Origin of the sequence: Lentzea flaviverrucosa, from assembly GCF_003350445.1 — a bacterium.
GTDB lineage: Bacteria > Actinomycetota > Actinomycetes > Mycobacteriales > Pseudonocardiaceae > Lentzea > Lentzea californiensis.
In genome coordinates, this window is sequence record NZ_QQAU01000001.1 from 1,120,172 (window position 1) to 1,146,422 (window position 26,251).

15 protein-coding genes are annotated in these 26,251 nt (G+C 68.0%); 6 read left to right on the forward strand and 9 right to left on the reverse strand.

Annotated elements, in window-relative coordinates; genetic code table 11:
* Positions 1–82 precede the first annotated feature (82 nt).
* Genes DFR72_RS05035 through DFR72_RS05060 form a run of 6 tightly spaced genes read right to left on the reverse strand, consistent with a single transcriptional unit; the run spans position 83 to position 14,127 of the window.
* Positions 83–1,102 carry a methyltransferase gene (locus DFR72_RS05035; RefSeq protein ID WP_090063811.1) on the reverse strand — a complete coding sequence of 340 codons (1,020 nt, stop codon included), beginning with the start codon at positions 1,100–1,102 and terminating at the stop codon, positions 83–85.
* Positions 1,099–5,118: a type I polyketide synthase gene (locus DFR72_RS05040; RefSeq protein WP_090063810.1), complete on the reverse strand. Its 4,020-nt coding sequence runs from the start codon at positions 5,116–5,118 to the stop codon at positions 1,099–1,101. Before DFR72_RS05040 ends, DFR72_RS05035 begins: the two co-directional genes overlap by 4 nt.
* The gene (locus tag DFR72_RS05045; protein ID WP_170176125.1) at positions 5,115–8,453 is read right to left on the reverse strand and encodes a non-ribosomal peptide synthetase; all 3,339 of its coding nucleotides are present in this window, start codon (positions 8,451–8,453) and stop codon (positions 5,115–5,117) included. The genes DFR72_RS05040 and DFR72_RS05045 overlap by 4 nt, the downstream gene beginning before the upstream one ends.
* A gap of 16 nt (positions 8,454–8,469) precedes the next feature.
* The gene (locus DFR72_RS05050; RefSeq protein WP_090063808.1) at positions 8,470–9,216 is read right to left on the reverse strand and encodes a YqcI/YcgG family protein; all 747 of its coding nucleotides are present in this window, start codon (positions 9,214–9,216) and stop codon (positions 8,470–8,472) included.
* A 37-nt stretch (positions 9,217–9,253) separates the two neighbouring features.
* On the reverse strand, positions 9,254–10,657 hold the full coding sequence (locus DFR72_RS05055) for a cupin domain-containing protein (RefSeq protein ID WP_090063807.1): 1,404 nt from the start codon (positions 10,655–10,657) through the stop codon (positions 9,254–9,256).
* Positions 10,657–14,127: a non-ribosomal peptide synthetase gene (locus tag DFR72_RS05060; protein ID WP_090064500.1), complete on the reverse strand. Its 3,471-nt coding sequence runs from the start codon at positions 14,125–14,127 to the stop codon at positions 10,657–10,659. The genes DFR72_RS05055 and DFR72_RS05060 overlap by 1 nt, the downstream gene beginning before the upstream one ends.
* A gap of 625 nt (positions 14,128–14,752) precedes the next feature.
* Here DFR72_RS05060 and DFR72_RS05065 point away from each other — a divergent pair.
* From DFR72_RS05065 to DFR72_RS05090, 6 genes are read left to right on the forward strand one after another with little or no spacing between them, the layout of a single operon-like run.
* Complete coding sequence (locus tag DFR72_RS05065; RefSeq protein WP_090063806.1) at positions 14,753–16,381, forward strand: (2,3-dihydroxybenzoyl)adenylate synthase; 1,629 nt, start codon at positions 14,753–14,755, stop codon at positions 16,379–16,381.
* Positions 16,378–17,835 carry an amino acid adenylation domain-containing protein gene (locus tag DFR72_RS05070; protein WP_090063805.1) on the forward strand — a complete coding sequence of 486 codons (1,458 nt, stop codon included), beginning with the start codon at positions 16,378–16,380 and terminating at the stop codon, positions 17,833–17,835. The genes DFR72_RS05065 and DFR72_RS05070 overlap by 4 nt, the downstream gene beginning before the upstream one ends.
* A 9-nt stretch (positions 17,836–17,844) precedes the next feature.
* Positions 17,845–18,114: an acyl carrier protein gene (locus DFR72_RS05075; RefSeq protein ID WP_090063804.1), complete on the forward strand. Its 270-nt coding sequence runs from the start codon at positions 17,845–17,847 to the stop codon at positions 18,112–18,114.
* The gene (locus tag DFR72_RS05080; RefSeq protein ID WP_090063803.1) at positions 18,111–19,232 is read left to right on the forward strand and encodes an acyl-CoA dehydrogenase family protein; all 1,122 of its coding nucleotides are present in this window, start codon (positions 18,111–18,113) and stop codon (positions 19,230–19,232) included. The genes DFR72_RS05075 and DFR72_RS05080 overlap by 4 nt, the downstream gene beginning before the upstream one ends.
* Before the next feature lie 28 nt (positions 19,233–19,260).
* The gene (locus DFR72_RS05085; RefSeq protein WP_211335309.1) at positions 19,261–20,448 is read left to right on the forward strand and encodes an acyl-CoA dehydrogenase family protein; all 1,188 of its coding nucleotides are present in this window, start codon (positions 19,261–19,263) and stop codon (positions 20,446–20,448) included.
* Complete coding sequence (locus DFR72_RS05090; protein WP_245982521.1) at positions 20,445–21,236, forward strand: alpha/beta fold hydrolase; 792 nt, start codon at positions 20,445–20,447, stop codon at positions 21,234–21,236. The genes DFR72_RS05085 and DFR72_RS05090 overlap by 4 nt, the downstream gene beginning before the upstream one ends.
* Positions 21,237–21,284: 48 nt before the next feature.
* On the opposite strand, the gene DFR72_RS05095 is transcribed toward DFR72_RS05090, so the two are convergent.
* Genes DFR72_RS05095 through DFR72_RS05105 form a run of 3 tightly spaced genes read right to left on the reverse strand, consistent with a single transcriptional unit; the run spans position 21,285 to position 26,250 of the window.
* Positions 21,285–23,024, reverse strand: a complete 1,740-nt coding sequence (locus DFR72_RS05095) for an ABC transporter ATP-binding protein (protein WP_090063802.1) — start codon at positions 23,022–23,024, stop codon at positions 21,285–21,287.
* Positions 23,024–24,757: an ABC transporter ATP-binding protein gene (locus DFR72_RS05100; protein ID WP_090063801.1), complete on the reverse strand. Its 1,734-nt coding sequence runs from the start codon at positions 24,755–24,757 to the stop codon at positions 23,024–23,026. The genes DFR72_RS05095 and DFR72_RS05100 overlap by 1 nt, the downstream gene beginning before the upstream one ends.
* Positions 24,754–26,250: an MFS transporter gene (locus DFR72_RS05105; protein ID WP_170176126.1), complete on the reverse strand. Its 1,497-nt coding sequence runs from the start codon at positions 26,248–26,250 to the stop codon at positions 24,754–24,756. Before DFR72_RS05105 ends, DFR72_RS05100 begins: the two co-directional genes overlap by 4 nt.
* Between the last annotated feature and the right edge of the window lies 1 nt (position 26,251).

Sequence of the window (26,251 nt, forward strand, 5' to 3'; positions counted from 1 at the left end):
ATGTGGATCGGGCGGCTCGGATCGAGCCGCGAATGTCCGGCCCGTGCGCGATGAGCGGGTCCGCCCGATCCACAGTCTGCGATCAGACCGGCACGGCGGTGATGACCGATTCACTGTCGGGGAAGTTCGCCATTCCCGCTGCCTTGAACCCGGCTTCGCCCAGCAGCACTTCGTATTCGTTGTAATCCCTCAGCCGAGCGCTCAGCAGGGCGAACATGTACAGATCGAGCTGGCGCGGGTAATTGGTGCGGTCCGCTGGGCTCGGCACGTTGCCAACGATCACCAGCCGGCCATCGTCCGGAATGGCTTCGCGGACGCGGAGCAGGATGCGCACGGCGTCCTCGTCGTTCCAGTTCCCGACCACGCGGGACAGGAGGTAGTGGTCAGCTCCGGAGGGCAGCGGTTCGAAGAAGCTCCCCGGCACGACGGTCGCCCGCTCCGCGACGCCCGCGTCGGCGAGCACCGCTCCGGCGGCCTCGGCCACGTGCGGTAGTTCCACCAGGATGCCCCGCAGGTGCGGGTTGCCGGCCAGAACCGCGGAGAGCATCTTCCCCCGGCCACCGCCGACGTCCACCACGTGCCGGGCCTCGGCGAAGGAATACCCGCTCAGCAGGTTGTCGACCGCGGCCGAGGAGGTCATGGCCCGGTCGAACAACGATGCGAAGTCCGGGTTGCTCTTCATGTAGTCGAAGAAGGGCACGCCGTGCGGCACGGCGAACGAGGGCTCCCCGGTCCGCGCGCTGTGGATGGAGTGCGCCCAGGTGCGGTGGAACTCCTCGCGCCCGGTCAACGAGCAAAGCAGTCGGACGCTTTCCGGGTGGTCCTCGCGCAGGACCGCGCCGAGATCGGTCAGCGCGAACACCTTGGGCTGGGATTCCTCGACGACCCCGGCCGCACAGGCGGCACGCAGGAACGGTACGAGCGCCTCGGGGTCAGCGTCGACCTCCTTGGCGATGTCCGCGACGCTGCGCGGGGCGGACAGCACCTCGGGGATTCCCAGGTCGCACAGCACGGTCACGGCCTGGGCGAGCAGGCCGGTGGTCATCAGCTCGCGCACGCGCAGCCAGGCTGGCACAGCGTCGGAGTGGGGAGCCTGGGTCACTTGGTCTTCTCCTCCAGGATCGCGGCGATGCCCGCCACGGTGAGCCGGTCGTGGACGTAGAGCTGGCGGATGGACAGGGTCACGACGAATTGGTCGCGCAGTGCGGACACGATTCCCATGAGCAGCAGCGACTCGCCGCCGAGCTCGAAGAAGTTGTCATCTACGCCGATGCCGTCGACACCCAACGTGTCTCGCCAGATGGCCGCGACGCGCCGTTCGAAATCGGTGCGCGGTGCTACGAAGGGGGTGCTGAGCGGTGGTCTGGTTCGTCCGCTCTCAGTGGGAAGATCCTCGCCTTCCTCTGCGGATCGGACAGGCCTGGACGCTCGCACCGCAACGACGGAGTGGCCGAGTGCGCCGGCGAGGACGTCGCCAAGCGGGGGTGCCGCAACGGTCTCCTCCCAGCGGACGAACCGCCAGGGCAGGCCTGAGCTCGCCGCTGCTTCGACGGCTGCCTGCGCCACGGTCGCAGCGGCTGCCTGCTCGTCGGAGCGTCGGCCTGGAACGTCGACCACGAGCACGGTGCCGTTGGGGCGTCGCTGGTCAACCAGACGTGCGACGTGCTCAAGGTTTCCTGCGATCACCAGCAGACCGGTGTCGTCGTCGGCCGGTGCTTCGAGCTCCTCGACGCCTATCGGCACCAGCGTGCAGCGCTCGGGTCCGAGAGCGGTGGCAAGCGCCTCCACCACCTCTTGCTCGAGGGGCCGATCACTGGGTATGAACCGCCAGTTCCCAGGCAGGTCCGCCGGTGAGGCATCGACAGCGGTGGCGGTGCGAATCCAACGGCAGTCGTCGCGCCAGGCGACCACGCGCTCGGGCCTTCGCGCGGCGAGTTCGAAGACCAACGCCGTCTCGTCCGAGAGGTCGAGATCGACGACGGACAGTCCGATGCGATCCGGACGTTCCGCCAGACCCTGCCAGGCACGAGCCCAGAGTCCTGCAGCACTCTGCGGTTTCGTCACGCCGGACGTCGCGATGACGACCCGCACGGGGCGATCTGGAAAAGACTCCGCTATCCCGTCGAGCAGAGCCGCCGTATCCCGGACGGCGGACAGCTCGTCGCCCGGTGTGCTCGCCATCGGACTCAAGTCCAGCACGGTGAGCGGGCCTTCTGGTACACGCTCAGCCAGCCACGGACCGAGTTTTCCCGCGTCCTGCGGCTCGACGCGGTGGATTCCGTCGCGGTCATCTTCGCCCACGCCGACCAGCAAGAGGTCGTTGGCGGCGGAGCGCACCGCCTCCGGCACGAGATCAGGTTTTCCCTTGCGGCCCAGGAAGATCGCGATCGTGTCTGCGAGCCGAGCCGATTCGGCATGCTGGGCGGGGATTCCGGTTCCCGTCCACACCGGCGTCGTCAAGGGCCCGGCTTCGGCCGTGCCGTGGTTCGCACGGGGAACCCAGAAGCGCCGCCGCTGGAACGGGTAGCCGGGCAGCGGAACCCGGTCGAACGGCTTGCCGCCGCGAGCGGCTCGCCAGTCCACGGAGGTTCCGTGCACCCAGAGCCGCGCCACAGCGTTGCGAAGCACGGTGTCGTCGTCTTGTTCGGCATAAGCGTGGCGGATCGCCTGCACTGCGGGGACATCCGCGCCGAGCGTGTGCTCGACGAGTTTGGTGAGGCCACCGCTGGGGCCGGCTTCCAGCAGGACGACTGGGCCGCGTGCGGCGACAGCATGCAGTCCATCGGCGAACCGCACCGTCCGGCGGGTGTGAGCGACCCAGTACTCCGGATCAACGACCTGCGCGGCAGCCAGCCAGTCGCCGGTGAGGTTGGAGACGATCGCCAGTTGCGGCGGTGCGAAGGTGTACCGGTCCAGAACGCTTCGGAACTCGTCCAGCACGGGATCCAGGGCCACCGAGTGCACGGCGCCGGGTACTCGCAGCCGGTGATGGTCGACGCCCTCACGCGCGAGCGCCCTTTCCAGCTCGAGCACAGCCTCCCTGGACCCGGACATCGTGCACAGGCCAGGACCGTTGATGCCGGACAAGGAGATGCCGTCGGTCAGGAACGGTTCGGCGTCCGCAGCGGACAGGCGCACGCTCAGAGTCGTTCCACCTGCCTTGCGGATCAGCCGCTCCCGTTCGCGCACTAGTGGCAGAACGTCTTCGAGCCGCAAGACTCCGGCGACGCACGCGGCGGTGTACTCACCCAGGCTGTGACCCATGAGCACGTCAGGGGTGATGCCCCACGACGCGAGCAGCCTGGTCAACGCCCACTCGGTGGCGACGATCGCCGGGTAGCCGCACGTGGGCAGGTCGACGTTGCCCCGGTCGCGCTCGCCGCCGGGAGGGTACAGCGCGCCGAGCAGGTCCTCACCGAACTCGTGATCGATGATCTTGGCGCACCGGTCCATCTCCGCGCGGAACACCGGCTGGGTCTCGTAGAGGCGCTGGCCCATGCTCCGGTACTGGGAACCCGCTCCGGGGTAGAGGAACACCAGCTCCGCATTGGTGGCGGTGGCGTGGTGTCCGGCTCCGGTCGACAGTGCTTCCGCCAGTTGGGCCGTGCTGTTCGCAACCACGGCGTGGCGCACGGAGAAGACTCGGCGCCCTTCCTGGAGGGTCGCCGCCGCGCTCGCCAGATCAAGCTGCGGGTCGGAGGTCATGTGGTCGGCGACTCTGCGGCGCAGCTCGTCCAGGGCGCGGTTGGTCGTCGCGGACAGCACGACGATTGACGGTTCCTCAGCAGGAGACGAAGCGCGTGGACGCGGTGCTTCCCCGAGGACGACGTGAGCGTTGGTGCCGCCGACGCCGAACGAGCTGACGCCGGCGTAACGAGGAACGTCTGTTCGTGGCCACGCCACCGCCTCTCCGGCGACGAAGAACGGCGATCGCTCGAAGTCGATCAGCTCGTTAGGCCTGGTGAAGTGGAGCGTTTTGGGGATCAGCTCGTTTTCCAGTGCCAGGACGGCCTTGATGAACCCGGCAACGCCCGCGGCCGCGTCGAGGTGGCCGATGTTGGACTTCACGGATCCCAACGCGCAGTAGCCGGTTTCGGACGTGCCACCGGCGAACGCCTTGGTCAGTGCGCTGACCTCGATCGGATCGCCGACAGGCGTAGCGGTCCCGTGGCCCTCGACGTAGCCGATGTCGCGAGGAACGACGCCGGCCAGTGTCTGGGCGGTGACGATGACGTCACGCTGCCCCTTCACGCTTGGCGCGGTGAACCCGACTTTGCGAGCACCGTCGTTGTTCACCGCCGAGCCGTGCACCACCGCCCGGATGCGATCGCCGTCCCGTAGTGCCTCGGACAGCCGCTTGAGCAGAACGACCCCCACTCCGTCACCGGGCGACATCCCCGCCGCGTCGGCGGAGTACGGCCGGCAGTGGCCGTCGGGCGAGAACGGGCCGTCTGGAACGTGGCGGTACCCCAGCCGGGCACCGGGGTTGATCGACGCGCCGCCGGCCAGGGCCATGTCACAGCGGTACTCCAAGAGGTCCTGGCACGCCGCGTGAACGGCGACCAGCGAGGTGGAGCACGCCGTCTGGACCGCGACACTGGGCCCGGTCAGGTCCATCAGGTAGGAGACCCGGCTGACCAACGCGCTGCTCGCGTTCGCCACCGAGGCGACATACGCGTCGACCGAGCCGTAGCGACGGGCGACCAGCGGGTGGATGTGATCGAGGTAGTAGGCGCTCTGCGAAGCCCCGGCGTACACGCCGACGGATCCGTCGTACCCGCCCGGCCGGTAGCCGGCCTGCTCCAGCGCGTGGTGAGCGCACTCAAGGAAGATCCGCTGCTGCGGGTCGAGCAGTTCGGCCTCGGCAGGTTGGATCCGGAAGAACTCGGCGTCGAACAGGTCGATGTCGTCGAGGACTGACTCGACCCGCACCAGGTAGGGGTCGGTGAGGCCTTCCGGCGCGCCCCCGGCACGCAAGTAGTCCTCGGCTGTGACCGGACGGATGGCGTCGCGGCCTTCCACGAGCATCGTCCAGAACTCGGCGACGGAGGGCGCGGTGGGGAACCGGCCTTCCATCGCGATCACGGCGACCGCCTCGACGGCCTCTTCGCCCGTCATCGACCCTCCCCCGCTGCCACGGGCTGTGACCGGCCGCGGCGTTGGCGCACCGCGCGGTCACGCACCTTCGCCAGTTCTTTGCGTTCTTCGTCGTCCACGTCCGCGCCACCGCCGATGAGGTCCGCGACCAGCCGGACGGTCGGTCGTTCGAACAGCTGCACCACCGGCACGTCCTTACCCAGCTCTCGCCGGATCTCCGCCTGGAGCCGCAGCACCAGCATGGAATGACCGCCCAGGTCGAAGAAGTTGTCGTCCACGCCGACCTGCTCGGTCTCCAGCAACCGCGCCCAGATCGCCGCCACGGCTCGTTGCGCGCCGTCAGCGGGTGCGGTGAAGGCCGTGACTGTCCGATCAGGACCGGCGAGTTCGACCTCGGCGAGAGCCTCGCGGTCGACCTTGCCCGATGCCTTCACCGGTAGCGCCGGCCGAGGCTGCACCACGGACGGCACCATGTGCCCCGGCAACCGGCGACCCAGCCACTCGGCGATCTCAACACCGCCGACGACCGCGTCGCCCACGGCCACATGGGCGACCAAGGTGCCGCCGCGGAACAGCACGACCGCCTGCCGCACCACCGGGTGGCCGGCCAGCTTCGCCTCGATCTCCTCCAGTTCGACTCGGCGACCGCCGATCTTGACCTGGTTGTCCGCGCGTCCGACGAACACGATCTGCCCGTCGGAGCGGTAGCGGGCGAGGTCGCCCGACCGGTACAGCGTGCCGCCGGGCCGGAACGGGTCCGGCACGAACTTCTCCGCGGTGCGCTCCGGGTCGTTCAGGTAGCCCTTCGCGACCTGGACCCCACCGATGTGCAGCTCACCCACGACACCGATCGGGACCGGTGATCCCTGAGCGTCCAGCACGTACACGCGGTTGTTGGGATTGGGGCGGCCGATGGTCATGTGACGCACGTCTTCGGCGCCGTCGAGCACTCGGCAAGTGACGCCGATGGTGGTCTCCGCCGGGCCGTAACCGTGGTACATGCGGGCCGCACAGCGCTGCCGGAACCGGCGGTACAGCTCGACGGTGAGCACCTCGCCGCCACACCACACGTGACGCAGCGCCGTGAACGCCGCTGAGGCATCCTCGCGGTCCACCATCAGGTCGAGCAGTGACGACACCAGGTAGATAAAGGTGACGCCGTGGCGGGCGATCGTGTCCAGCAGCGCTGTCACGTCACCTTCCGCTCCTGGTGGAGCGAGCACGAGACGCGCACCGGCGGCCAGCGGCAGGAAGATCTCGTTGATGGAGATGTCGAAACTCATCGGGGCCTTGTGCAACACCCCGTCCTGGTCGGTGAGCCCGAGCAGGTCGATCTGCCACGGCAGGCGGTTGACTATCGCGCCGTGGGTGATCATCACGCCCTTGGGAGTGCCGGTCGAGCCGGAGGTGTAGACGACGTAGGCGGTGTCGTCGAGCGCAATCGTCACATCAGGTGCAGTGACAGGCCGGTCGTTGACCGGGATCGCGATGTCCACGACGACAGGCGGGCGGCACGTGCCGTACAGGGCATGTGAACGGTCGGCGGTGGTGATGACGACGGCCAAATCGGCGTCGCTGACGATCTCGCTGATCCGCAACGGCGGCCAGTCGGCATCAAGCGCGATGAAGCCGCAGCCTGCCTTCAGCGTGGCGATCATCGCCACGATCGACTCGGGCGAGCGGGGCAGCAGAACACCCACGAGCCCGCCCGGCTTCGCGCCCTGCGCGACGAGTTCGTGAGCGAGCTGGTTGGCTCGCACGTCCAACTCGCCGTAGGACAGTCGCCCGCCGTCCCACACCAGCGCTATCGCCTCGGGTGTGCGCTCGGTCTGCTCAGCCAGCAGCGCGGTGAGCGTCTTGGCTGGAAGGTAGCCGCTGTGATCGGTGGCGTTCCATTGCTCGACGACCGTGCTTCGCTCGGCGTCGGTGAGCACCGGAAGCTCTGACACGACCCGCTCGGGTGCGGCGACCGCCGCGGTCAGCAGCGTGGTCAGATGCCCCAGCAGCCGGTCGAGCGAGTGCTCGTGGAACAGCCGCCCGGACCCGGTCGCGGTGACAACAGGCCCGGACGGCCGGGTCAGCAGTTCGATCGCCAGGTCGAAGCGGGCGGTGCCGTTGAAGACGGTGAACTCGCTCCAGTTCAGTCCGGGGAACTCGACGCCGCGCAAGATGTCACCGCGCTGCGTGAACATCACGCTGAACAGGCCGGTGCCGTCGGTGGGGCGCGCGGGCCGCAGTTCCTCGACCACCGCGTCGAACGGGACTTCCTGGTGGTCGAAGGCATCCAGGCACGACTGGCGCACGCGCTGGAGCACGTCCAGGAACGTCGGGTCACCATCGATTTCAGTGTGGACGAGAACCGTGTTCCCGAAGTTGCCGACCAGGCCTTCCAATTCCCGCTGGGACTTCGGGACGACGATGGTGCCCACGGCGGGGTCGCGGTCGGGCGCGTACCGGTGCAGCAGTGCTCGCAACGCGGCTAGAACGACCATGAACGTCGTGGTGCCGGTGTTCTCGGCCAATGCGGTGACCGCCGTGCCCACATCGGCGGGTAGCGCGATGCGACGTCGGACACCAGTGGCCGAAGGGTCGCCGCGCACTCCGTCGGTCGGCAGCAAAGCCGGGCCGGGCCACGGTCGAAGCGCGCGTCGCCAGTGCCTGAGCGAGTCGGCGAAGTCGCCGGTCTGCTCGCGTTCCCGCTCCCACGAGGCGAATTCGACGAATCGGGTCGCGGGCGGCCTGCTCGTCGAGTCACCGGCGTAATGGCGTGCCGCAGCGCTCAGCAACGGCTCCCAGCTCAAGTCGTCCAGGGCGATGTGGTGCGCTATGAGAACCAGGACGTGGTCACCTGGCCCGATCCGCACGAGCAGCAGGCGCAACGGGCACTCGGTGGTCAGGTCGAACGCTTCTCCGCCGTGCCGGCGCACAAGATCGTCCACTGCGGCAGCGAGGTCCTCTGCGCCACGGGACAAGGCCACCGCGGTGAGCGTGACCTCGGTCGACGGCAGGACGGTCTGCACCGGCAGGCCTTCCGCGTCCGCGTGGTAAACGGTGCGCAGCACCTCCTGCTCGGCCGCGACGGCCTGGAAGGAGTCGCGCAGCCGGGCGGCGTCCAGCTCGCCCTCGATCCTGAATCCCGCGCAGATGTTGTAGCCGGCGCCGTCAGGCATGTGCTGCTGCGCGAACCACATCCGCCGTTGTCCTGAGGACAGCGGGTGTGGTCCGGGGCCGGTGAGTTTCGGGAACGGCCGGGTGCCCGCGCCACCCGCCATGCCCAGCGCCGCCAGCCGTGCCCGGATCACATCACGCCGGGCACCGGCGGAATCCCGCCCGGTCTCGCCCACGATCTCGCTCACCGTGTCTCCTCGCCTGTCAGCGGTGCTGGAAGGGACAACGCGGTTCTCCGGCCGGGTCCGGATCCACATCGGACAGGAAGTACTGTCGCCATTCCTTGTTCTCCGGATCGCCGTAGTCACCGAGGTTGGGCGAAGGCTCCGCGCCGTCGTAGGCACGAAGGCGGTTCCGGATCACCTTGCGGGCGGCAGCCCCGCGCGGGGACAGCGCGCTGATCTCCTCGAAGACCCACCGGGGCTGAAAGGTGATCATGAAGTGAGGGCTGGACCGACTCCGCCGGCTGGCATGAGCCGGGGTGTTGCACACAACAAAGATCGGTGTACCGGCGAAGCTGAACTCCCAGTACGGGTCATCGGTGTCCTTCGGGACGTCCGGCGGCCAGTCCTGCGGATCGTGGTCGTGCAGGTACTGCAACACCTCCCAGAACCGGCGGCGGTGGTGCTCCATCGCCGCCGACTCGTCGGTGCCACCGAACAGCACCACCAGCGACGTCTCCCGCCCGAGGCTCTGGTACTCCTCCAAATAGCCGGTGAGAATGCCCGGGAGGGTCGACCAGGTTCCGCTGTCCTCGGCGTCGTTGACGAACCCGAAGCGCAGCGCGGACTTGCGAGCCGCGGTGACTGCGAAGGTGCAGGGGAACGGGGCGGTCCGGTCCATCAGGGTGGCCGTGAAGTCCGCGATCGCCGACACGCCCCACTCGGGGAGGTCGCCGATCACCGTGGACGTGGTCTTGTCATCGGCGGTGGCGGTGTTGCTCGGCAACATCGGTGCTCCATATCGGGAGGCAGAGGACCGTGTGGGCTCAGGCGAACCGCTGGTACATGTCCTCGGGAATGATCGGCTGGTGGTAGGTGCACTCTCCGGAAAGGACGGTGGAGCCGTGCAGCCGTGAGACCGGGATGAGCAGCTTGTCGCCCTCGTTGAGCTCGATCCGGTGCGTGCTGTTGTTCCAGAAGTGCATCCGGCCGGACTCGACCATCACCAGCCGGTGTTCGTTGTGGACGTGCGTCGTCGAGGTCTCCTCCTCCGACTCCACGAAGGTGTCGAGGTCGACTGTGATGTCCTCGTCGACGAGGTAGCGCTGGATCTTCTCGGCCTTCTCCTGGTACTCCTCGATCCGATCCGCCCACGCGACCTGGGTGGCGAGGTCCTCGTCCCACAGCCGCTCGAACCTCGCCGCGTCGGTGAACCCGCGGTGGAAGTCGGTGACGACGACATCACCGAAGCGCTCGGTGAGCGGGGCGAGCAGATCGTTCAGCAAGCCGGGCACGGTCGCCTCCGACAGCGGGACGGGGCCGCGCAGGTGCGCGGTGTCCGCGCCGAGCCCTTCCTCCAGCACATCGGCGAGCCGGCCGCGGGTCGCGGTCTCGTCGACCAGCGTGTGCACGAAGGCACCGAGGAAGGCGAAGAAGTGCTCACGGTTGACCGCGAGGTGGTGCAGGTGGTTGCCACGGGCGAGGGACGTGCCGAGGTAGAGCTGCCAGTAGGACGTCGGTCCCGTCTTCAGCCCTGCGGACTCCAACAGCTTCGCGTAGGAAGGCACGGAGTCGACCCAGGCCAAGTGCTGGGCGGCCAGGAGACGTGCCAGCGTGGCGTGGGCCCGGTCGTACTCGCCGAGCCCGGCGCGTGCGATGGCCGTCTGCTGCGCCGGGCGGAACGCGCTTATCTGCAACAGCAGGAAGTTGGCGGCTTCGCGGCGCCCCTTGGTGGCGGTCACGGCGGCGGTCGCCGCGCCCGGCTCGGCCACCCGGCGCTCCAGGTGTTCGATCACGTAGTCCTGCAGACCGGCCACAGTCGGCGTGGCGAGCGGTTCGCGATCAGTGTCGAGGAAGGAGAACAGGTGGCGTTCGAGGATCGGCTTGGCCAGCGCGCTCAGCACCCGGTTGTCGTCGTGGAGGAACACGGCGCGGTCGGTGTCGGCCGCCTCGTTCCGGGAGGGCGGCAGGTGCAGTGCGTCGAGGTCGTAGACGTTGCGCAGCATGCGGTGGCCCAGCAGAGCCGACAGCTTGAGCGCTTTCTCGGCTGGCATCGGCTTCGAGTAGTCGAGCCACGCCAGGTCGTCTGGGCGCACCGGGCGCCGGTACGGGTTGTCCTCCGTGGTCAGCTCGGACCAATCAGCGGCGCGGAACGCGGGGTTGGCCGCGAAAACGCGCAGGACGGTGTTCGGGTCCTCCCGGAGCGCGTCGAGCGGCGTGGCTGCGGACATCACTGGCCTCCTTCGGCCTCGGCGAGCACTTCCTGGTCTGTCATGGCCGCGACCTCGAGGTAGATGCGCGCGGCTGCTTCGACGCGGCCGGGCGTGGCCTGCCTTGCGACCAGCCGCGTGGCGAGGTCGCGAACGGTTCGGTGGGTGAAGAGGTCGGTGACGGTGGCCTCGGTGGTGTCCAGCCAGTCGCGAATCCGTGCGATGGCCGTGGTGGCCAGGACCGAGTCGCCGCCCGCGGTGAAGAAGTCCTCGGTGACACCGATGCGTGCGGTGCCGAGCACCGACGCGACGATGTCGGCCAGCACAGCTTCCAGGTCGTTCTCGGGGGCAACCTGCGCGCGGTCGGTGTCGGTGTCCCGGCGCAGCGCCCGAACGGCGGAGCGACGGTCGAGCTTCCCGTTGGAGGTCAACGGAAAGCTGTCGAGGACCTGGAGCCGTTCGGGGATCATGTGGGCGGGCAGGACGTCGGCCAAAGCGGTCAGCAAGGCGGCCTGTCCAGTGGTGCTGCCGTCGTGGAAGGCGACAGCGGCTACGAGTACGCGCCGGTCTCCCACCACGTCCGCGATCGCTTGCCGCACGCCGGGCAATCCGCGCAGCGCTGCCTCGACCTCGCCCAGTTCGACGCGGTGGCCTCGGATCTTGACCTGGTGGTCGCGCCGGCCCAGGAATTCCAGGTCACCGTCGGGCCGGTAACGAGCGAGGTCTCCGGTGCGGTACCAGCGGATGCCGTCGTGCTCAACGAACCGGTCGGCGGTCCGCTCGGGATCGCCGCGGTAGCCGCGTCCCGGTGCCAAGCCGCCGATCCACAGTTCGCCCGGCACCCAGTCAGGACAGTCACGGCCGGTCTCATCCACAACGCGGCACCGCACTCCCCCCATGGGCTGGCCGTAAGGCACCGCGTGCCAGTTCGCGGGCACCTCTGCGGGTACCTCGCACACCGTGGAGTGGATGGCGGTCTCCGTGGTCCCGCCCAGGCCGGCGAACCGGCACCTGGGCACGAGCGCGCGCAGGCGGCGCGGCAACTCGACGCCGACCCAGTCGCCGCCCAGCACGACGGTGCTCAGGCTGTCACCCAGTCCCTCGGCCTCACCAGCGGTGAGGATCATCTCCAGCAACGCGGGCGCGCAGTTCAGGACGGTGACCCGATGGGTGCGCACCAACTCGGCACAGCGGTGCCCGTCCCTTCGGTCCACGTCGGTGACCGCCACCAGCGAGCCGCCGGCCGCGAACAGTCCGAACATGTCGTAGACGGAGAGATCGAACTCCAGCGCCGACAACGCGAGCGCTCGGTCACCCGGGCTGATGTGGAAGTGGTCGTTCAACCGCTCCAGTGTGTTCACCGCGCTCGTGTGCGGGATCTCCACTCCCTTGGGCTCGCCCGTCGAACCGGAGGTGAACAGCACGTAGGCGATGTCGCCGGGGTCCACGGCGACGGGCTCGGTCATGGGCATCCCGAACGCGGAGGCCTCCGCGATGCCGACCTCGTTGCTGCCTTTTGAAGCAGTCTCGACGATCGTCGCCCGAGTACCGGCGATCTCCTGCATGCGGACGCGGCGCGATTCGGGCTGATCCACGCCGATGGGTACGTAGGTCGCTCCGGCGGCGAGCACACCGAGTGCGGCGACGATCTGGTCCGGGCCCTTGGGCAGGTGGATGGCGACGGAGTCTCCTCGCCGCACCCCTTTCTCCGCGAGGCAGGCCGCGACCCGCAACGCGCTGTCGCGCAGTTGGCCGTAGGTGAACGTGCCGCCGTCCCAGAGCACTGCAGGCGCGTGCGGTCGGGATACGGCGTTCGCGAAGAACCCGGTGTGCAGCAACGCCCCTGAAGTCGGCAGATCGGTGTCGTTGACCAGGCGACGCACCTCGGCCTGATCCGCGGGCAACGCGTCGGACAGCGGACAGGTCCAGTCCGCGTCGTCGGCTACCAGCGTTTCGATGATCTGCCGGTGCCTGGTGAACATCGCGTCCATCAAGCCTGCCGGGAAGGCGTGCTCCCGCACGTCCCAGTTGAGGAGCATTCCGCCCTTCAGCTCGACGATCTGTGCGTCCAGCACGACCTGGGGCCCCTGCGAGATGATCCACACCGGGTCGCCGAAAGTCTCCAGCACGAAGTCGCGGAACAGTTCGCCCAGGTTGAGCCCGCTGGTGTAGACGACTGAGGCGAGAACGGGTTCCCCGCGCAACCGACTCAGGTCGCGAAGCACGTCCAGACCGGGGTACTCGGCGTGCGCGACCTTGTCGTGCAGCGTGCGCTGCAGCACCCGAGCACGGTCCACAATGGATTCGCCGGGCCCGACCTCGACGTCCACCAGCACAGAGCTGCTGAAGTCGCCGACGAGCAGTTCTACCTGAGGGTGCAGCGGCTCGCGGTTGAACAGCGGCAGGTTCAGCAGGAAACGCTTCTCACCCGACCAACGGCCCACCACATCCGCGAAGACGGCGGCGAGGACGACGGCAGGCGTGACGCCGTGCCGGTGAGCGCGCTCGATGAGCCGCTGCTTGGCGCTTTCATCGAGCCAGTGGTCGTAACGCACGGACCGAAGCGGGTCGAAGCGGTCACGTTCAGGGACCAGCGGCAGGCGCGGCGGGTCCGGCAGACGAGGGATCTCCTCGCGCCACCATGCTCGAGCGCGCTCGACCGGCGCCACCGGCGCCTTCGCCCGGTCCGCCAGGTAGCTGCGGTAGTCATAGGCGAGCGGTTCGAGCTCGTCGTCCCCGTCGTGCATGTAGAACTCGGCGAGATCTGCGACAAGGACGCGGTAGCTGAGCGCGTCGGCGGACAGCATGTCGACGTCGATGTGCAGCCGCGTGCTTCCACCTGGGAGCAGCGTGAGTGAGACGTCGAAGACCTTTCCCTGCTCTGCCGGCATCCGCTGGTGGGTCTTCTCGTCCCGGATCGCGGTCAGCAGGCGCTCGACCTCGTCGGCCGGTTCGAGTCGCAGGTCGGTGAACGACCACACCGGCAGACCTGGGCGGTCGAGGACCCGTTGCGTGCCGTCCTCCAAGAAGTGGCTGCGCAGCATGGGGTGTCGCCGCACGAGCTTCGCGACCGCACGTTCCATCCGTTGCACTTCCAGGCCGGCTCCGTCGAACTCGGCGTAGAGGTGGGCGGCCACACCACCCAGTTCCTGACCGTCACGGCGGCCGATCCAGTAGCCGTGCTGCATCGTGGCGAGCGCGAAGGGCTCGTCGTCGTCCGACATTTCGGCTTCGCCGGAGTGCACGTTCGGAATTCCGCATCGCGCGGTGATCAAGTCGTGCCAGGCACGGACGGACGGCTGCCGTGCCAGGTCGCCGAAGTTGACGTCGATCCCCTTGCGGCGCCAGCCGGCCGCGATCCGGATCATGCGCAGCGAGTGCAGGCCCAGCTCGACCAGGTCGTCGTCCAGGCCGATCCGCCCAGGCTCCAGCTCCAGGTGGTCGGCGAGCAGCGACCGGATCTCGTCCTGGTCAGGTGCGACGTGCTCCACGAACACTCCTCACGACAGGTTCGTCTGACATCGGCAGCGGTTTGTCCACCGATGTCGAAGGTGGATACAGGCGTACCCCGGACGGAAAATTAGAAATGGTCACCAGTGACAACAACGGGGAGCGCCACAACAATCTCGACCCGTTCGGAAGCCCCCGGTCAACCGCCCTTTCGCAAGCTACGGGGAAAGTCGCAGACGTGTCAAACGACTGATCGGCAAACACGCGCATCCACTACATACCGAACCTTCACCCAAACTTCCCTCTTCGGGTTCCACCTGCACCTATGCCTGTTCCAGTAACCCACTGTCACTGGACCGAAGACCCCGGAGCACCGGTTTGGGTTAAGGGATTTCCCCTTCAGTAATTTTCCTTCCGCCTCCCGTCGGAATATGTTCCGCCGGACCACACAGGAAGCACTTGCACTTATCGATATTGCTGTTGACGCTCCTCAACGGGTGCGGTAGGAAAGCAATGGGCGGCCCGCCCGAATTGGCGCACACCGGTCGCCCGGCGCACTTCGCCCCGGTGGTTCGTCGCCCGGCCACCCGTTAATCAGCGACTCCGCACGGGCGGTGGTGCGCGATCGAAGACATGACACCGGCTAGTGGGGGAAGGAGTCACCAGATGACGTCCGACGTAGTCACCTGGCCGGCCGAGGACGCGGCGCGGTACCGAGCGCGGGGGTACTGGGGCGAGGAGACGTTCGCCGGGTTCCTGGCCGACCGCACCGCCCGCTTCGGCGACCGGACCGCGGTCGTGGACGACCGAGTCCGCCTGACCTATGCCGAGCTCGACTCGCTCACCGACCGAGTTGCCGGCGGGCTGCGGGCATTGGGGATCGGCACGGGCGACCGCGTACTGGTTCAACTGCCCAACCGCGCCGAGTTCCTTGTCGCCTGGTTCGCGCTGCAGAAGCTCGGCGCGGTTCCGGTGCACACCCAGCCCGGTCACCGCTCCAGCGAGATCACCCACCTGAGCCGGCTGTCCGAAGCGGTCGCCTACCTCATCCCTGACGTGCACAACCGGTTCGACCACCGCGAGCTGGCCGCGGCGGTGCGCGCCGAAGTGCCCACGCTCAAGCATGTGCTGGTGGTCGGAGATCCCGGTGAGCACTCGGAGTTCACGGCCTTCGCAGACCTTGCATCCGCGCAACCGCTGGAGCGCCGCACCACTCCTTCGCCGCAGGACGTCGCTCTGTTGCTGTTGTCCGGCGGCACGACAGGCCTGCCGAAGCTGATTCCCCGCACCCACGCGGACTACCTGTACAACGGACGCGCTGCGGGCGAGGTGTGCGGGCACACCGGCGAAACGGTCTATCTGGCGGCGCTGCCGGTGGCGTTCAACTACACGATGAACTGTCCCGGAGTGCTCGGAGCACTGGCCGTGGGCGGCACGGCGGTGCTGGCCTCGAACCCTGACCCGTCCTACTGCTTCGACCTGGTCGAACGTGAACGGGTGACCATCTCCGCGATCAACCCGCAGCTCGCTCCGTTGTGGCTGGCCGAACGAGAGGTCACCACGGCGGACCTGTCGAGTCTGCGGGTGCTGCAGATCGGGAGCGCGCGGCTCTCCGACGACGTGGCGCGGAAGGTCATCTCCGACTTCCCCGGCACCACGCTCCAGCAAGTGTTCGGCATGGCCGAAGGCCTGTTGTGCCTGACCAGGATCGACGACGAGCCGGAGATCATCGCCACCACGCAGGGGCGGCCGATCTCACCCGCCGACGAAGTGCGCGTGACCGATGATGACGACCGGGACGTCCCCGACGGCGAGGTCGGCGAGCTGCTGACCCGCGGCCCGTACACGCTGCGTGGCTACTACCGGGCGCCAGAGCACAACGCCAGGACGTTCACCGAGGACGGCTTCTACCGCACCGGCGACCGGGTGCGGCGGCTGCGATCCGGCCACCTGGTGGTGGTCGGGCGCAGCAAGGACCAGATCAACCGAGGCGGCGAAAAGATCCCGGCGACCGAGGTGGAGAACCACCTCCAAGCACATCCCGGCATCGAATCCATCGCCCTGCTCCCTGCTCCCGACGAAGAGCTCGGTGAGCGATCAGTGGCCTTCGTCGTGCCCACCGGGGAGAAGACCCCGACGCGGCGCGAACTCGCCGCGTTCCTCACCGAGCGCGGTGTCGCCGCGTACAAGGCTCCGGACGAGGTGCGGACGCTGGAGACGATGCCGCTGACGCCTGTCGGCAAGATGGACAAGAAGGTGCTGGCCACGCTGCTGGCGGAGGGACCGACGGCATGACCCTCGACCGGTTGCTCCCCGACGCCGCGTGGCGGTACCCGGAACGACCCGCGATCAGCGACGGGGTCACCACACTGTCCTATGAGGACCTGAGCACCACCGTCGACGCGCTCGCAGGAGAACTGGCCGCCCGCGGAGTCCAACGCGGCGACCATGTCGGCGTATCGCTGCCCAGGGGCATCCCTGCTGTGAGCGCGATTCACGCGGTTCTGCGCTTGGGCGCCGTGGCCGCACCGTTGGATCCGCTCGATCCAGATGAACGACTGTCCCGCATGGCCCGCAACGCCGGCCTGGCATTCCTCCTCGGCCGGAGCTCGGTCCAAGGCTTTCACGAACGCGGCGAGCCGTTGCCGGACGGATCGTTGCTCTACTCCACTCCGGACATTCGCGCACACACCGCGGACGGCGGCTACCTGCTGTTCACGTCCGGCAGTACAGGCTGGCCCAAGGGTGTGCTGCTCTCACACGAGAACGTGCTGCATTTCGTGCGTTGGATCGTCGCTGAGTTCGGCGTCGGTCCGGAGGACCGAATCGGCGCACAGTCAGCATTCACCTTCGACCTGAGCACGTTCGATCTCTTCGGCGCGGCGATGGCCGGCGCGTGCACGGTCTTGTTACCTGATGTGCTGCGCGGATTCCCGCACGACGTCGTGTCGTGGCTGGAGCGGGAGCGGATCTCGTTGTTCTACGCGGTGCCCACGCTCTACGAGTCCCTGCTGCGCGGCGGCATCGAGAAGACCGCTCTACCAGCTCTCCGAGTGCTGGCCTACGCGGGCGAGCCGTTTCGCCCTCGGCCGCTCGAGCGGTACTTGCGCCGTTTTCCACACAGCCGGATATACAACCTCTACGGACCGACCGAGACGAACGTGTGCACGTTCGAACGGGTTCCCGCGAATTGGACGGCGGAACAGCCGTTGTCCATCGGCCGCGCTCTTCCCGGGCTGAGTGTTGACCTGGTGGACGAGGACGGTGTGGCCGGAAACGAGGGAGAGATCGCGGTCAGCGGCCCAGCGGTCTTCTGCGGCTACTACCAGGACGGCGTGCTGCGGTCGCGACTGTCCACGATCGTTCGCGACGGTGTGCGGCTGGCCGCATATCGGACTGGTGACCTGGCCGTCCGAGCGGCCGACGGCCGCATACATCTCCGGGGCCGCCGGGACCACCAGGTGAAACGGCGAGGCCACCGCATCGAACTGGGCGACGTCGAAAGCGTTGTGGGCGAGCTGTCCGGTGTGCACGGTTGTGCAGCCGTGTGGCGGCCTGCCGAAGACGGTGGCCAGATTTGGGTCTACGTCGTGTGTGACGACGGCGTGGACATCGACCGGGTGGTGCAGGACGTGCACACCGCCCTGCCTCGGCGCATGGCGCCCGACCGGGTCGTGCTGACCCCCGAACTACCCCTCACCGACCGCGGCAAGATCGACCGCGAGGCACTCGCCTCGGCGGGGAACTAGGCGGAGGCCATGAACAACGTCCATGAGCTGTGTGCGCTGATCCGGGGCGTTCTCGCCGAGTCTTCGGCACCGGTCGACGCGGAGATCGAGCCGACGACGCAGCTGCTGGTCTCAGGACTGCTCGACTCACTGACGATCATGATGATCGTCACGCGTGTCGAACAGAACGCCGGCGTCGAGTTCCCCGAAGGCGAGGTGGTCGCGGCGAACTTCCGCACCCCCTCCGCGTTGTGGGATCTCGTCGTGTCGCTGCGCAAGCAGGAAAGCGTGGCGCGATGAACACCGGAGCCACAGACTTCACCGCACGCTGGGCCGGCATCGCGAGCTCAGCGCTCGCCGGACTCAGCACTGCGGACTTCCGCACTCGGTGGAAAGCGTTGGCGGACAGCGGCGTGCTCGCCGGCGTTAGGGACGGTCCGCGAGGCGTCGTGACCGACACCCTCGCAGCGATCGAGGGGCTTGGGATCGGCGGCACATCACCGGGACTCTGCTACGCACTGACCTCCCAGCATTTTGGTGTGCAGTCCCCGCTGCGGGCCGCGGGGTCAGCCGCGTGGGCGGCGTTGTCAGAGGGCGTCGAACGCGGGGACACGCTGATGTGCCACGCGTTGACTGAGGAAGGCGGCGGCAGCGACCCGTTGTCGATGGCGACTCGCGCCGAGCCCGCGAACGGCGGATGGGTACTGACCGGGCGCAAGGCGTTCGTGACCGCGGCGCCGATCGCGGACCACGCACTGGTGTTCGCCCGCACCGATGTGGAGCGGACGCCGTTTGCGCTGTCGGCCTTTCTGGTCGACCTGTCGTCCGCCGGTGTGAGCCGCAGCGAGCCGTTCCCGAAGAAGGCTCTCACCGACGTGCCGATGGGCGCGATCGACTTCGACAGCGTCCGCCTGGGCCCAGAACAGCTGGTCGGTCGGGAGGGAGCTGGACTTGCCCTGTTGACCACCACCACTTCGTGGGAACGGGGCCTGCTGCTCGGCTACGCGCTCGGCCCGATGCGACTGGTGCTGGACCGGACAGTCGAGTGGGCACGGCGGCGCAAGCAGTTCGGGCGGCCGATGGGCGCGAGCCACCTCGTCGCGGGCCGGCTGGCGGACATGGCCACGCTGCTGCACCGGTCGCGGACGCTGATCTTCGCGATGGCTCAACGGTTCGACAGTGGGGAACCCGCTCGGCGGCTCGCATCAGAGGCCGCGATGACCAAGGTCTCCGTGTCAGAAGACCTGCTCAGCTTCACCCAGCACGCGGCGGCACTGGGCGGTGTCCGCTCGTTCGTCTCGGACACCGGCCTGACCGCGGACCTCACCGACGCGATGGCCGCCGCGGTCTACGCGGGACCCAACGACCTGCTGCGCGTCTCGGTCGCCCGCGAGCTCGGCCTGCCGGTGGAGAACTGACCCAGCACCTCGACCAGGACGGGATCACATGCGCACCATCGACGTGCACGACATGGGCGTCACCCTGCGGCAGGTCGCCGAGGTCGCCGACGAACTGCGACTGCTGGCCGCCGAGGTCGATGACGGAAGGGTTCCGGCTTCGCGCGGCTATGCCGCCGTCCGCAATGCCGGTCTGCTGCGCCTGCTCCTCCCCCAGTCCGCCGGAGGCTCGGGGTTGTCCTACCTGGACTACACGCGTGTGCTGGAAGAACTCGCGCTCGGCGACGCTTCAGCAGCACTGGGTTACAACATGCACAACGTTGCCATCGGCGGTCTTTGTGAGAGCGCCGAACGTGACCTTCCGCCGTCAGCTGCGGCGTTTCGCCGTTGGGTGTTCGACGAGGTGGCGCATCGAGACCGCATGTTCGCCTCGGCGACGTCGGAGGTGGGAGGTGGCGCGAAGCTCACCGCCGTCAAAGCCACCTATCGCCGGACCGCGGACGGGTTCGTCCTCAACGGACGGAAGTCGTTCGTCTCACTGGCGGGGATCGCCGACTACTACATCACCACGGCACGCCGCGAGGATTCCGATGCGGCAGACGAGGTGTCGCACTTCGTCGTCGCCAAGGATGACGCTGGCGTGTCTTTCGACGGGCTGTGGGACGGCGCCGCTCTCGCCGGTACGGCCACCTCGGCGATGACGCTGTCCAACGTTCACCTGGGCACCGATCGGTTGTTCCTCGGAATCGAGGGCATGTCTCTGTTCAAACTCGTGCGCGAGCCTCACTGGATGGTCTCCGGCTACATGGGTGCCTACCTCGGGGTTGCCGAGTCGATCCTGCGGCACGTCACCACTTTCGTGACCGCGGATGCCAAACGGCGCGATTCGGCTGTCGTCCGCGCCGAGGTGGGACGGATGGCCGTGGACCTCGCTGCGACCCGCGCACTGGTTCACGCCGCCGCACGACTGGTGGACGAGCGCAAAGGCAGTGTGGAAGCCAACAGCGCTGTGCACGCGGCGAAGTACCGTGTCGGCGAGTCGACCACAACGCTGGCGCAGGCGGCTGTGCGCATCTGCGGCTCGACCGCGCTACGGCGGTCCAACCCGTTGGAACGGCTGCTGCGCGAGGCGTCGTTCTGCTCGGTGATGCCGGCGAAGCCCGACGAGTGCCTGGAGTACGTGGGCAAGGCGAGGCTGGGGTTCAACATGTTCGACTCAACGACGGTCGAGTGGTGAGCGCCGTGATCCAACTCTCCGGCGGCCCGGTCGAGTACCGCCTCATCTCAGGCTCCACGGTCCTGCAACCGCTGGTGTTCCTGCACGAAGGGCTGGGCTGCGCGGCGTCGTGGTCCCGCTTTCCGGACCGGCTCGCAGGGCACACCGGTCGTGCCGCTCTGGTGTACTCCCGGCACGGCTACGGTGCTTCCGGTCCAGCAGGCCCACGAACCCCCGACTACCTGCACCACGAGGCTCTGCAGGTGCTGCCCGAACTGCTGGGTCGCCTGGAGATCCGCAGCCCCGTGTTGATCGGGCACAGCGAAGGCGCCAGCATCGCCCTCCTGCACGCTTCGCGGTTTCCGGTCGACCGCGTCGTAGCCATCGCACCGCACGCCTTCGTCGAATCGTCGACGCTGGACGGCATCCGCGACACCGTGACGGCCTTCGAAGAAGGCACGTTGCGCAATGGGCTGGCCCGCCTGCACGACGACCCGGACACCGCGTTCTCTGCCTGGAGCGACACCTGGCTGTCCGCGTCGTTCCGGCAGTGGAACATCACTGCGGAGTTGCGCCGTGTCACCGTGCCTGTGCTGGTGATGCAGGGCCTCGACGACCCGTACGGCTCCCGCGCGCAGCCCGACGCGGTCGAGCACGCCGTCCGAGGGCTGACATGGCGCGCAGATTTGCCGGGCTGCGGTCACGTCCCGCATGCGGAGTGTCCGGACGATGTGTTCGACCTGGTGGATCGTTTTCTGGTCGTCAACGCCGACGCGGCCCAGCACGGGCTTGGTCTGCTGGGCCGTTAGGCGGTAACCCGGCTCCCTGGACGGTTCACGTCGAGCTCGCTCAGTCGTTCACCTTTGTGCCGAACGCAGCCGCCAGTTCCGCACCCGATCACGTTCTTCCCAGAACTGGAAGTACAACCCGTCCAACGCCATGAGCTCGGCGTGAGTCCCACTCTCGCGAACTCGTCCGTCCTGCAGGACGACGATCCGATCGGCGTTCATGACGGTGGCGAGCTGGTGCGCGATGACCAGGACAGTGCGCCTGCCCGCCAGAGCCCGGACTGTTTCGGTGACCGCGGCCTCGTTCACCGCGTCCAGCGCAGCGGTGGCTTCGTCCAGGACCATCACCGGAGCATCCTTGAGGATCGCGCGCGCCAGAGACACGCGCTGACGCTCGCCGCCGGAAAGGGCAGCGCCGCCCTCACCGACCCGAGTCGCCCAACCGTCAGGGAGTCGTCCCAGGATCTCGTCCATGCGCGCGAGCCGCGCCGCCCAGGCGAGTTCCTCCGCGGTGGCATCGGGTTTCCCCAGGCGGACGTTGTCCTCGATGGTGCCGTCGAACAGGTACACGTTCTGGAACACCGGCGCCACCAGGGCGGCCCGGTCGTCCGCGGACAGGTCCCGCACGTCCACACCGCCGATGCGCACCGCGCCCGAGTCGACGTCCCAGAACCGGGCGACCAGCCGGGTCATCGTCGTTTTGCCGGATCCGGACGGCCCGACCAGTGCGGTGACACCGTTCGGGGGCAACTCGAGATCGACGCCGTCGAGCTGGGGGCCGGCGGCGCCCTCGTACTGGAACCGGACGTCGGAGAACTCGATGCCGTTGCCCTGAGGCCTGCGCGGCGCCGACGGTTCGGGTAGCGGGTCGACGTCGAGAATCTCGCGCACCTGGTCCAACCGGGCGCGCACAGTGCGCAACGAGCCGCCGAGATCGCCCATCGCCATGACGGGCTCGGCGAATCTGACGACCAATACGGCCACAGCAATCAACTGTGCGACATCCGCGGTGCCGGCCACGGCGAGGAAGGCTCCGACGGCGAGCACGAAAGTCACTGCGAGCTGGACGGCTGCACCGAAGAGGCCGCGCGCCAAGGAGTTGCGGCGCAGCTGGCGCCGCCCGGCCTCGTGCTGGGCCTCGATCGTCTTCTCCAGCAGGGCTGCGCGTTCCCTCCCTCCGGGGAACGCGCGAAGTACCGGCTGGCGTTGTGCGAACTCGATGATCTGGTCGTTGGACCGTCCGACGGCCGCATCCACGTCGGCGTCGGTCTCTGCGATGGTCCGCGTGGACCGTCGGTATGCCAGCACCAGCATCGGCACGGTCGCGAGCATTGCCACCGCAAGCCGCCAGTCGAACACCACCATGCCGATCAAGACCGTCATGGGAGTCACCACGGCCGTCACCAACGGTCCCAGGAGATGTGCGAACACGACGGTGACCTCGCCGACGCCTGCGGTGGCCAGGCGGGTGAGCGAGCCGAGCTTGACCGACGCGAACCACCCGAGTGGCAAGTCGCCGAGGTGATCGCCCAGCCGCCTGTACAGCGCCCCGGTCGCGGCGACAGCTGTGCGGAAACCCAGCAACGCCTGCACGAAGTACGCGACCCCGGTGACCACGGCGGCGACGGCCAGGGGAACCAACCATAGGAGAGCCCGTTCCGGCTCGCCGCTCAACAACGCCTGCAGCAGAGGTACCAGCAAGATGAAGACAACGCCTTGAGCCACGGCGTGGCACACGACCGCGAGCAGATGTGCCCGGATGCGCCCGGACTGGCCGGGGCCGATCACCCCGATCAGGTCGCGCAGCATCAGCGCTCACCTCCCGTGAGAACCTCGGGGCCCCGGCTGGCCCGCCACAGCTGCGCGTAGAGCCCGTCACGCGCCGACAGTTCGGCGTGGGTACCGCGTTCGGCGAGCACGCCGTTGTCCAGTACCAGGATCTGGTCGGCGTCCACCACCGTGTACAGACGATGGGCGATGAAAAGCACCGTGCGGCCGGCGACCAGTGTCGACAACGCGTCGTAGATCGACGCCTCGGACTCCGGATCCACGAAGGCAGTGGCCTCGTCGAGCACGAGCACCGGCGTGTCGGCGAGCAGCGCACGAGCGATGGCGATGCGTTGCGCCTCCCCTCCCGACAACAGCGCGTCCTCGCCGACGACCGAGTCGTAGCCGCGTGGCAGAGACAGGACGACTTCGTGGCAGCGGGCCGCCATCGCCGCGGCGTGCACCTCGCTGACCGTAGCGTCAGGCCTGCCCAACCGGATGTTGTCCGCGACGCTGGCGTTGAGGAGTCCCGCGTCCTGCAGCACGAACGAGACCGTTGCGTACAAGGTGGCCGTGTCCATGTCTCGCAGGTCAACCCCACCGATTCGCACCTCGCCCTCCCACGGATCCGCGAAGCGGGCGACCAGTCCCGCCGCAGTGGACTTGCCAGCGCCGGACGGCCCCACCAGTGCGGTCACGGTTCCCGGTTCGAGGCTGAAGTTCAGATCCCGCAACGCCGCAACGCCGGCCTGGTGGCCGAACGTCACGCCATCGAAGTCGACCCGGCTACCGTCCGGGACCTTCGGTTCCGCGGGCTGGGGCAGTTCGGGCGTGGCGAGCAACTCCTCCACCCTCGATGCCGCCGCCCGCGCGGCCGCGAACGCTTGCGGACCGTAGGTGATGATCACCAGTGGCGCCGTGAGTGCCAGGCCCAGCAACACGAACGGCAGGACCTCGACCGGCTCCACGAGCCCCCAGAAGACGAAGAGGGTGCCGGCCGTTGTGGTGGCCAGCAGCATCATGGCAGGACTGACCAGCGCGTAGGCAGCCGAGCTGAACTTGAGCACCGGTCCCTTCACCGCCGAGAACGCGGTCATGTAGTCGTCGACCGCGCGGTGGAAGCGGTTGTCCGCGCGAGTGCGGCCGCCGAAGGACTTGATCACTGCGATGCCTTGGACGAACTCGATTACCGCCTTGGTGATCCCACCGACCGCACTTGCGAGCCGTTCGCCCTGTCTGCCACCACGACGCGCGGCGACGCGGAACAGCAGCGCGAACGGCACGAGGATCACCAGCGAGGCCACCGTCAGTCGCCAGTCCAGCACCACCAGGACCGCCAGAGCAGTCAACGGTGTGACGATCGCGGCGGTCAAGTCGGGCAGTGCGTGGGCTACGAGGTAGTGCACCGCCTCGATGTCGTCCGCCAACGCCTTCTTCACCGAGGCACTGTTGCGCTGGCCGAACCAGCCCAGCGGAACCCTGCCGAGCTTGGCCACCACCTTCTTCCGCACTGCGAGCTGGAAGTCGATGTCCGCGTCGTGCATCAGCTGATAGCCCACGGCCTGGGCGATGAAACGAACCACCAGTGATGCGACTGCGAAGAACACGACCGCTCGTACTGCTTCGGCGGCCACAGTGGACCTCATGAGCTCCGCCGCGAGCAAGGCGACCGCGGCGAAGGTGGCCAACGAGGCCACCGCCGCCACCGCTTGCAGCACGACGCCGCCCGCGACCCGTCCTCGGACGGGTCGCAGCAACACGCGCAGCCCGGTCACACCTGTTCCGCTGACTTGGCGGCGAAAGCCGTCAGCAGAGCCGCGACCGCCAGTACCGCCGCACTGACCACGAACGCCACGGCGTACCCGTCGGTGAGCGAGCTGTCGTCGATGACACCGGACGCGGCCGTCACGGAGATGGCCACCACGTTGAGTGCGGAAATGCCGACCGCGCCACCGATCTCGCGCATCGCGTTGGTCAACGCGCTGGCCACACCTGCGTCGTTGTGGTCAACACCATCGAGGGTCAGCTTCATGACGGTGGTCAGCGCGGCGCCGATACCCAGGCCGACGATCAACTGCGCGGGCATCACCACAGTCCAGAAGCCCGTATCCGGCTGCAGCAACCCCAGCCACCCGATGCCGAGCACGCCGGCGCCGAGACCCGTGAGCACCACGCCCTTCGCGCTCATCTTGCCGAGCAGGCGCCCGGCCACCATGGAGCCGATGAAGATGCCCACGCCGATCGGAACAAACGCGAGACCGGTGCGCAACGGCGAGTAGTCCTGCACGACCTGCAGGTAGTAAGTCAGGAAGAGGTAGAACGCATACAGTGCGCCGCCGATGAGGAACACGACCGCGTAACCGGTGCCGCGCACACGGTCGCGAACGATGCGCAGCGGCATCATCGGCGCCTTGGAGCGCTTCTCGATCAGCACGAACGCGATCAGCAGCACGATGCCCAGCGCAATGAACGAGATCGTCCAGGGGCTGTCCCAACCACTCTCGACCGCGAGTGAGATGCCGTAGATCAGGGAGCCGACGCCGAACGTGGCCGTGAGTGTGCCAGGCAGGTCGTATCGGACCGGACCGGAGATCTTGCTTTCTCCCAACAGCTTCAGAGCCGCGATGACGATGACCGCGACAACGGGCACGTTGATCAGCAGACACCACCTCCACGACCCGAGATCCGTCAGCACGCCGCCGAGCACCATGCCGACGACACCGCCGGTACCCACTGCCGCGCCGAAGATGCCGAACGCCCGGCCGCGCTCGCCTGGGTCGGTGAAGGTCGTTACCAGCAGCGCCAGGCCCGCAGGTGCGAGGAAGGCAGCGAACGCTCCTTGTGCGGCACGGGCCGTGAGCAGAGTCGCGGTGTTCTCCGCGAGACCGCCGACCGCCGACGCGACCGCGAACCCGACGAGCCCACCGATGAACATGCGCTTGCGGCCGTGAAGGTCGGCCATGCGACCGCCCAGCAGCAGTAAGCCGCCGAAGGCGAGCGAGTACCCGGTGACCACCCATTGCTTGGCAACGTCGCTCATGCCGAGCGCCTGCTGCGCGGACGGCAGGGCGATGTTCACCACTGACGCATCCAGCACAACGAGGAGTTGAGCGGCGGCGATGACGGCCAGGGCCGCCCAACGACGTGGGTCGGCCGTGGTACCGCCCGAGTTCGTCACTGCGGCGGCGGAACTCTCTGTCATGAAGGTACCCCTACTTTTCAACAGTGTGTCATAAAGTAACGCGAGCAGAAGGCCGTTGAGGCTCAAG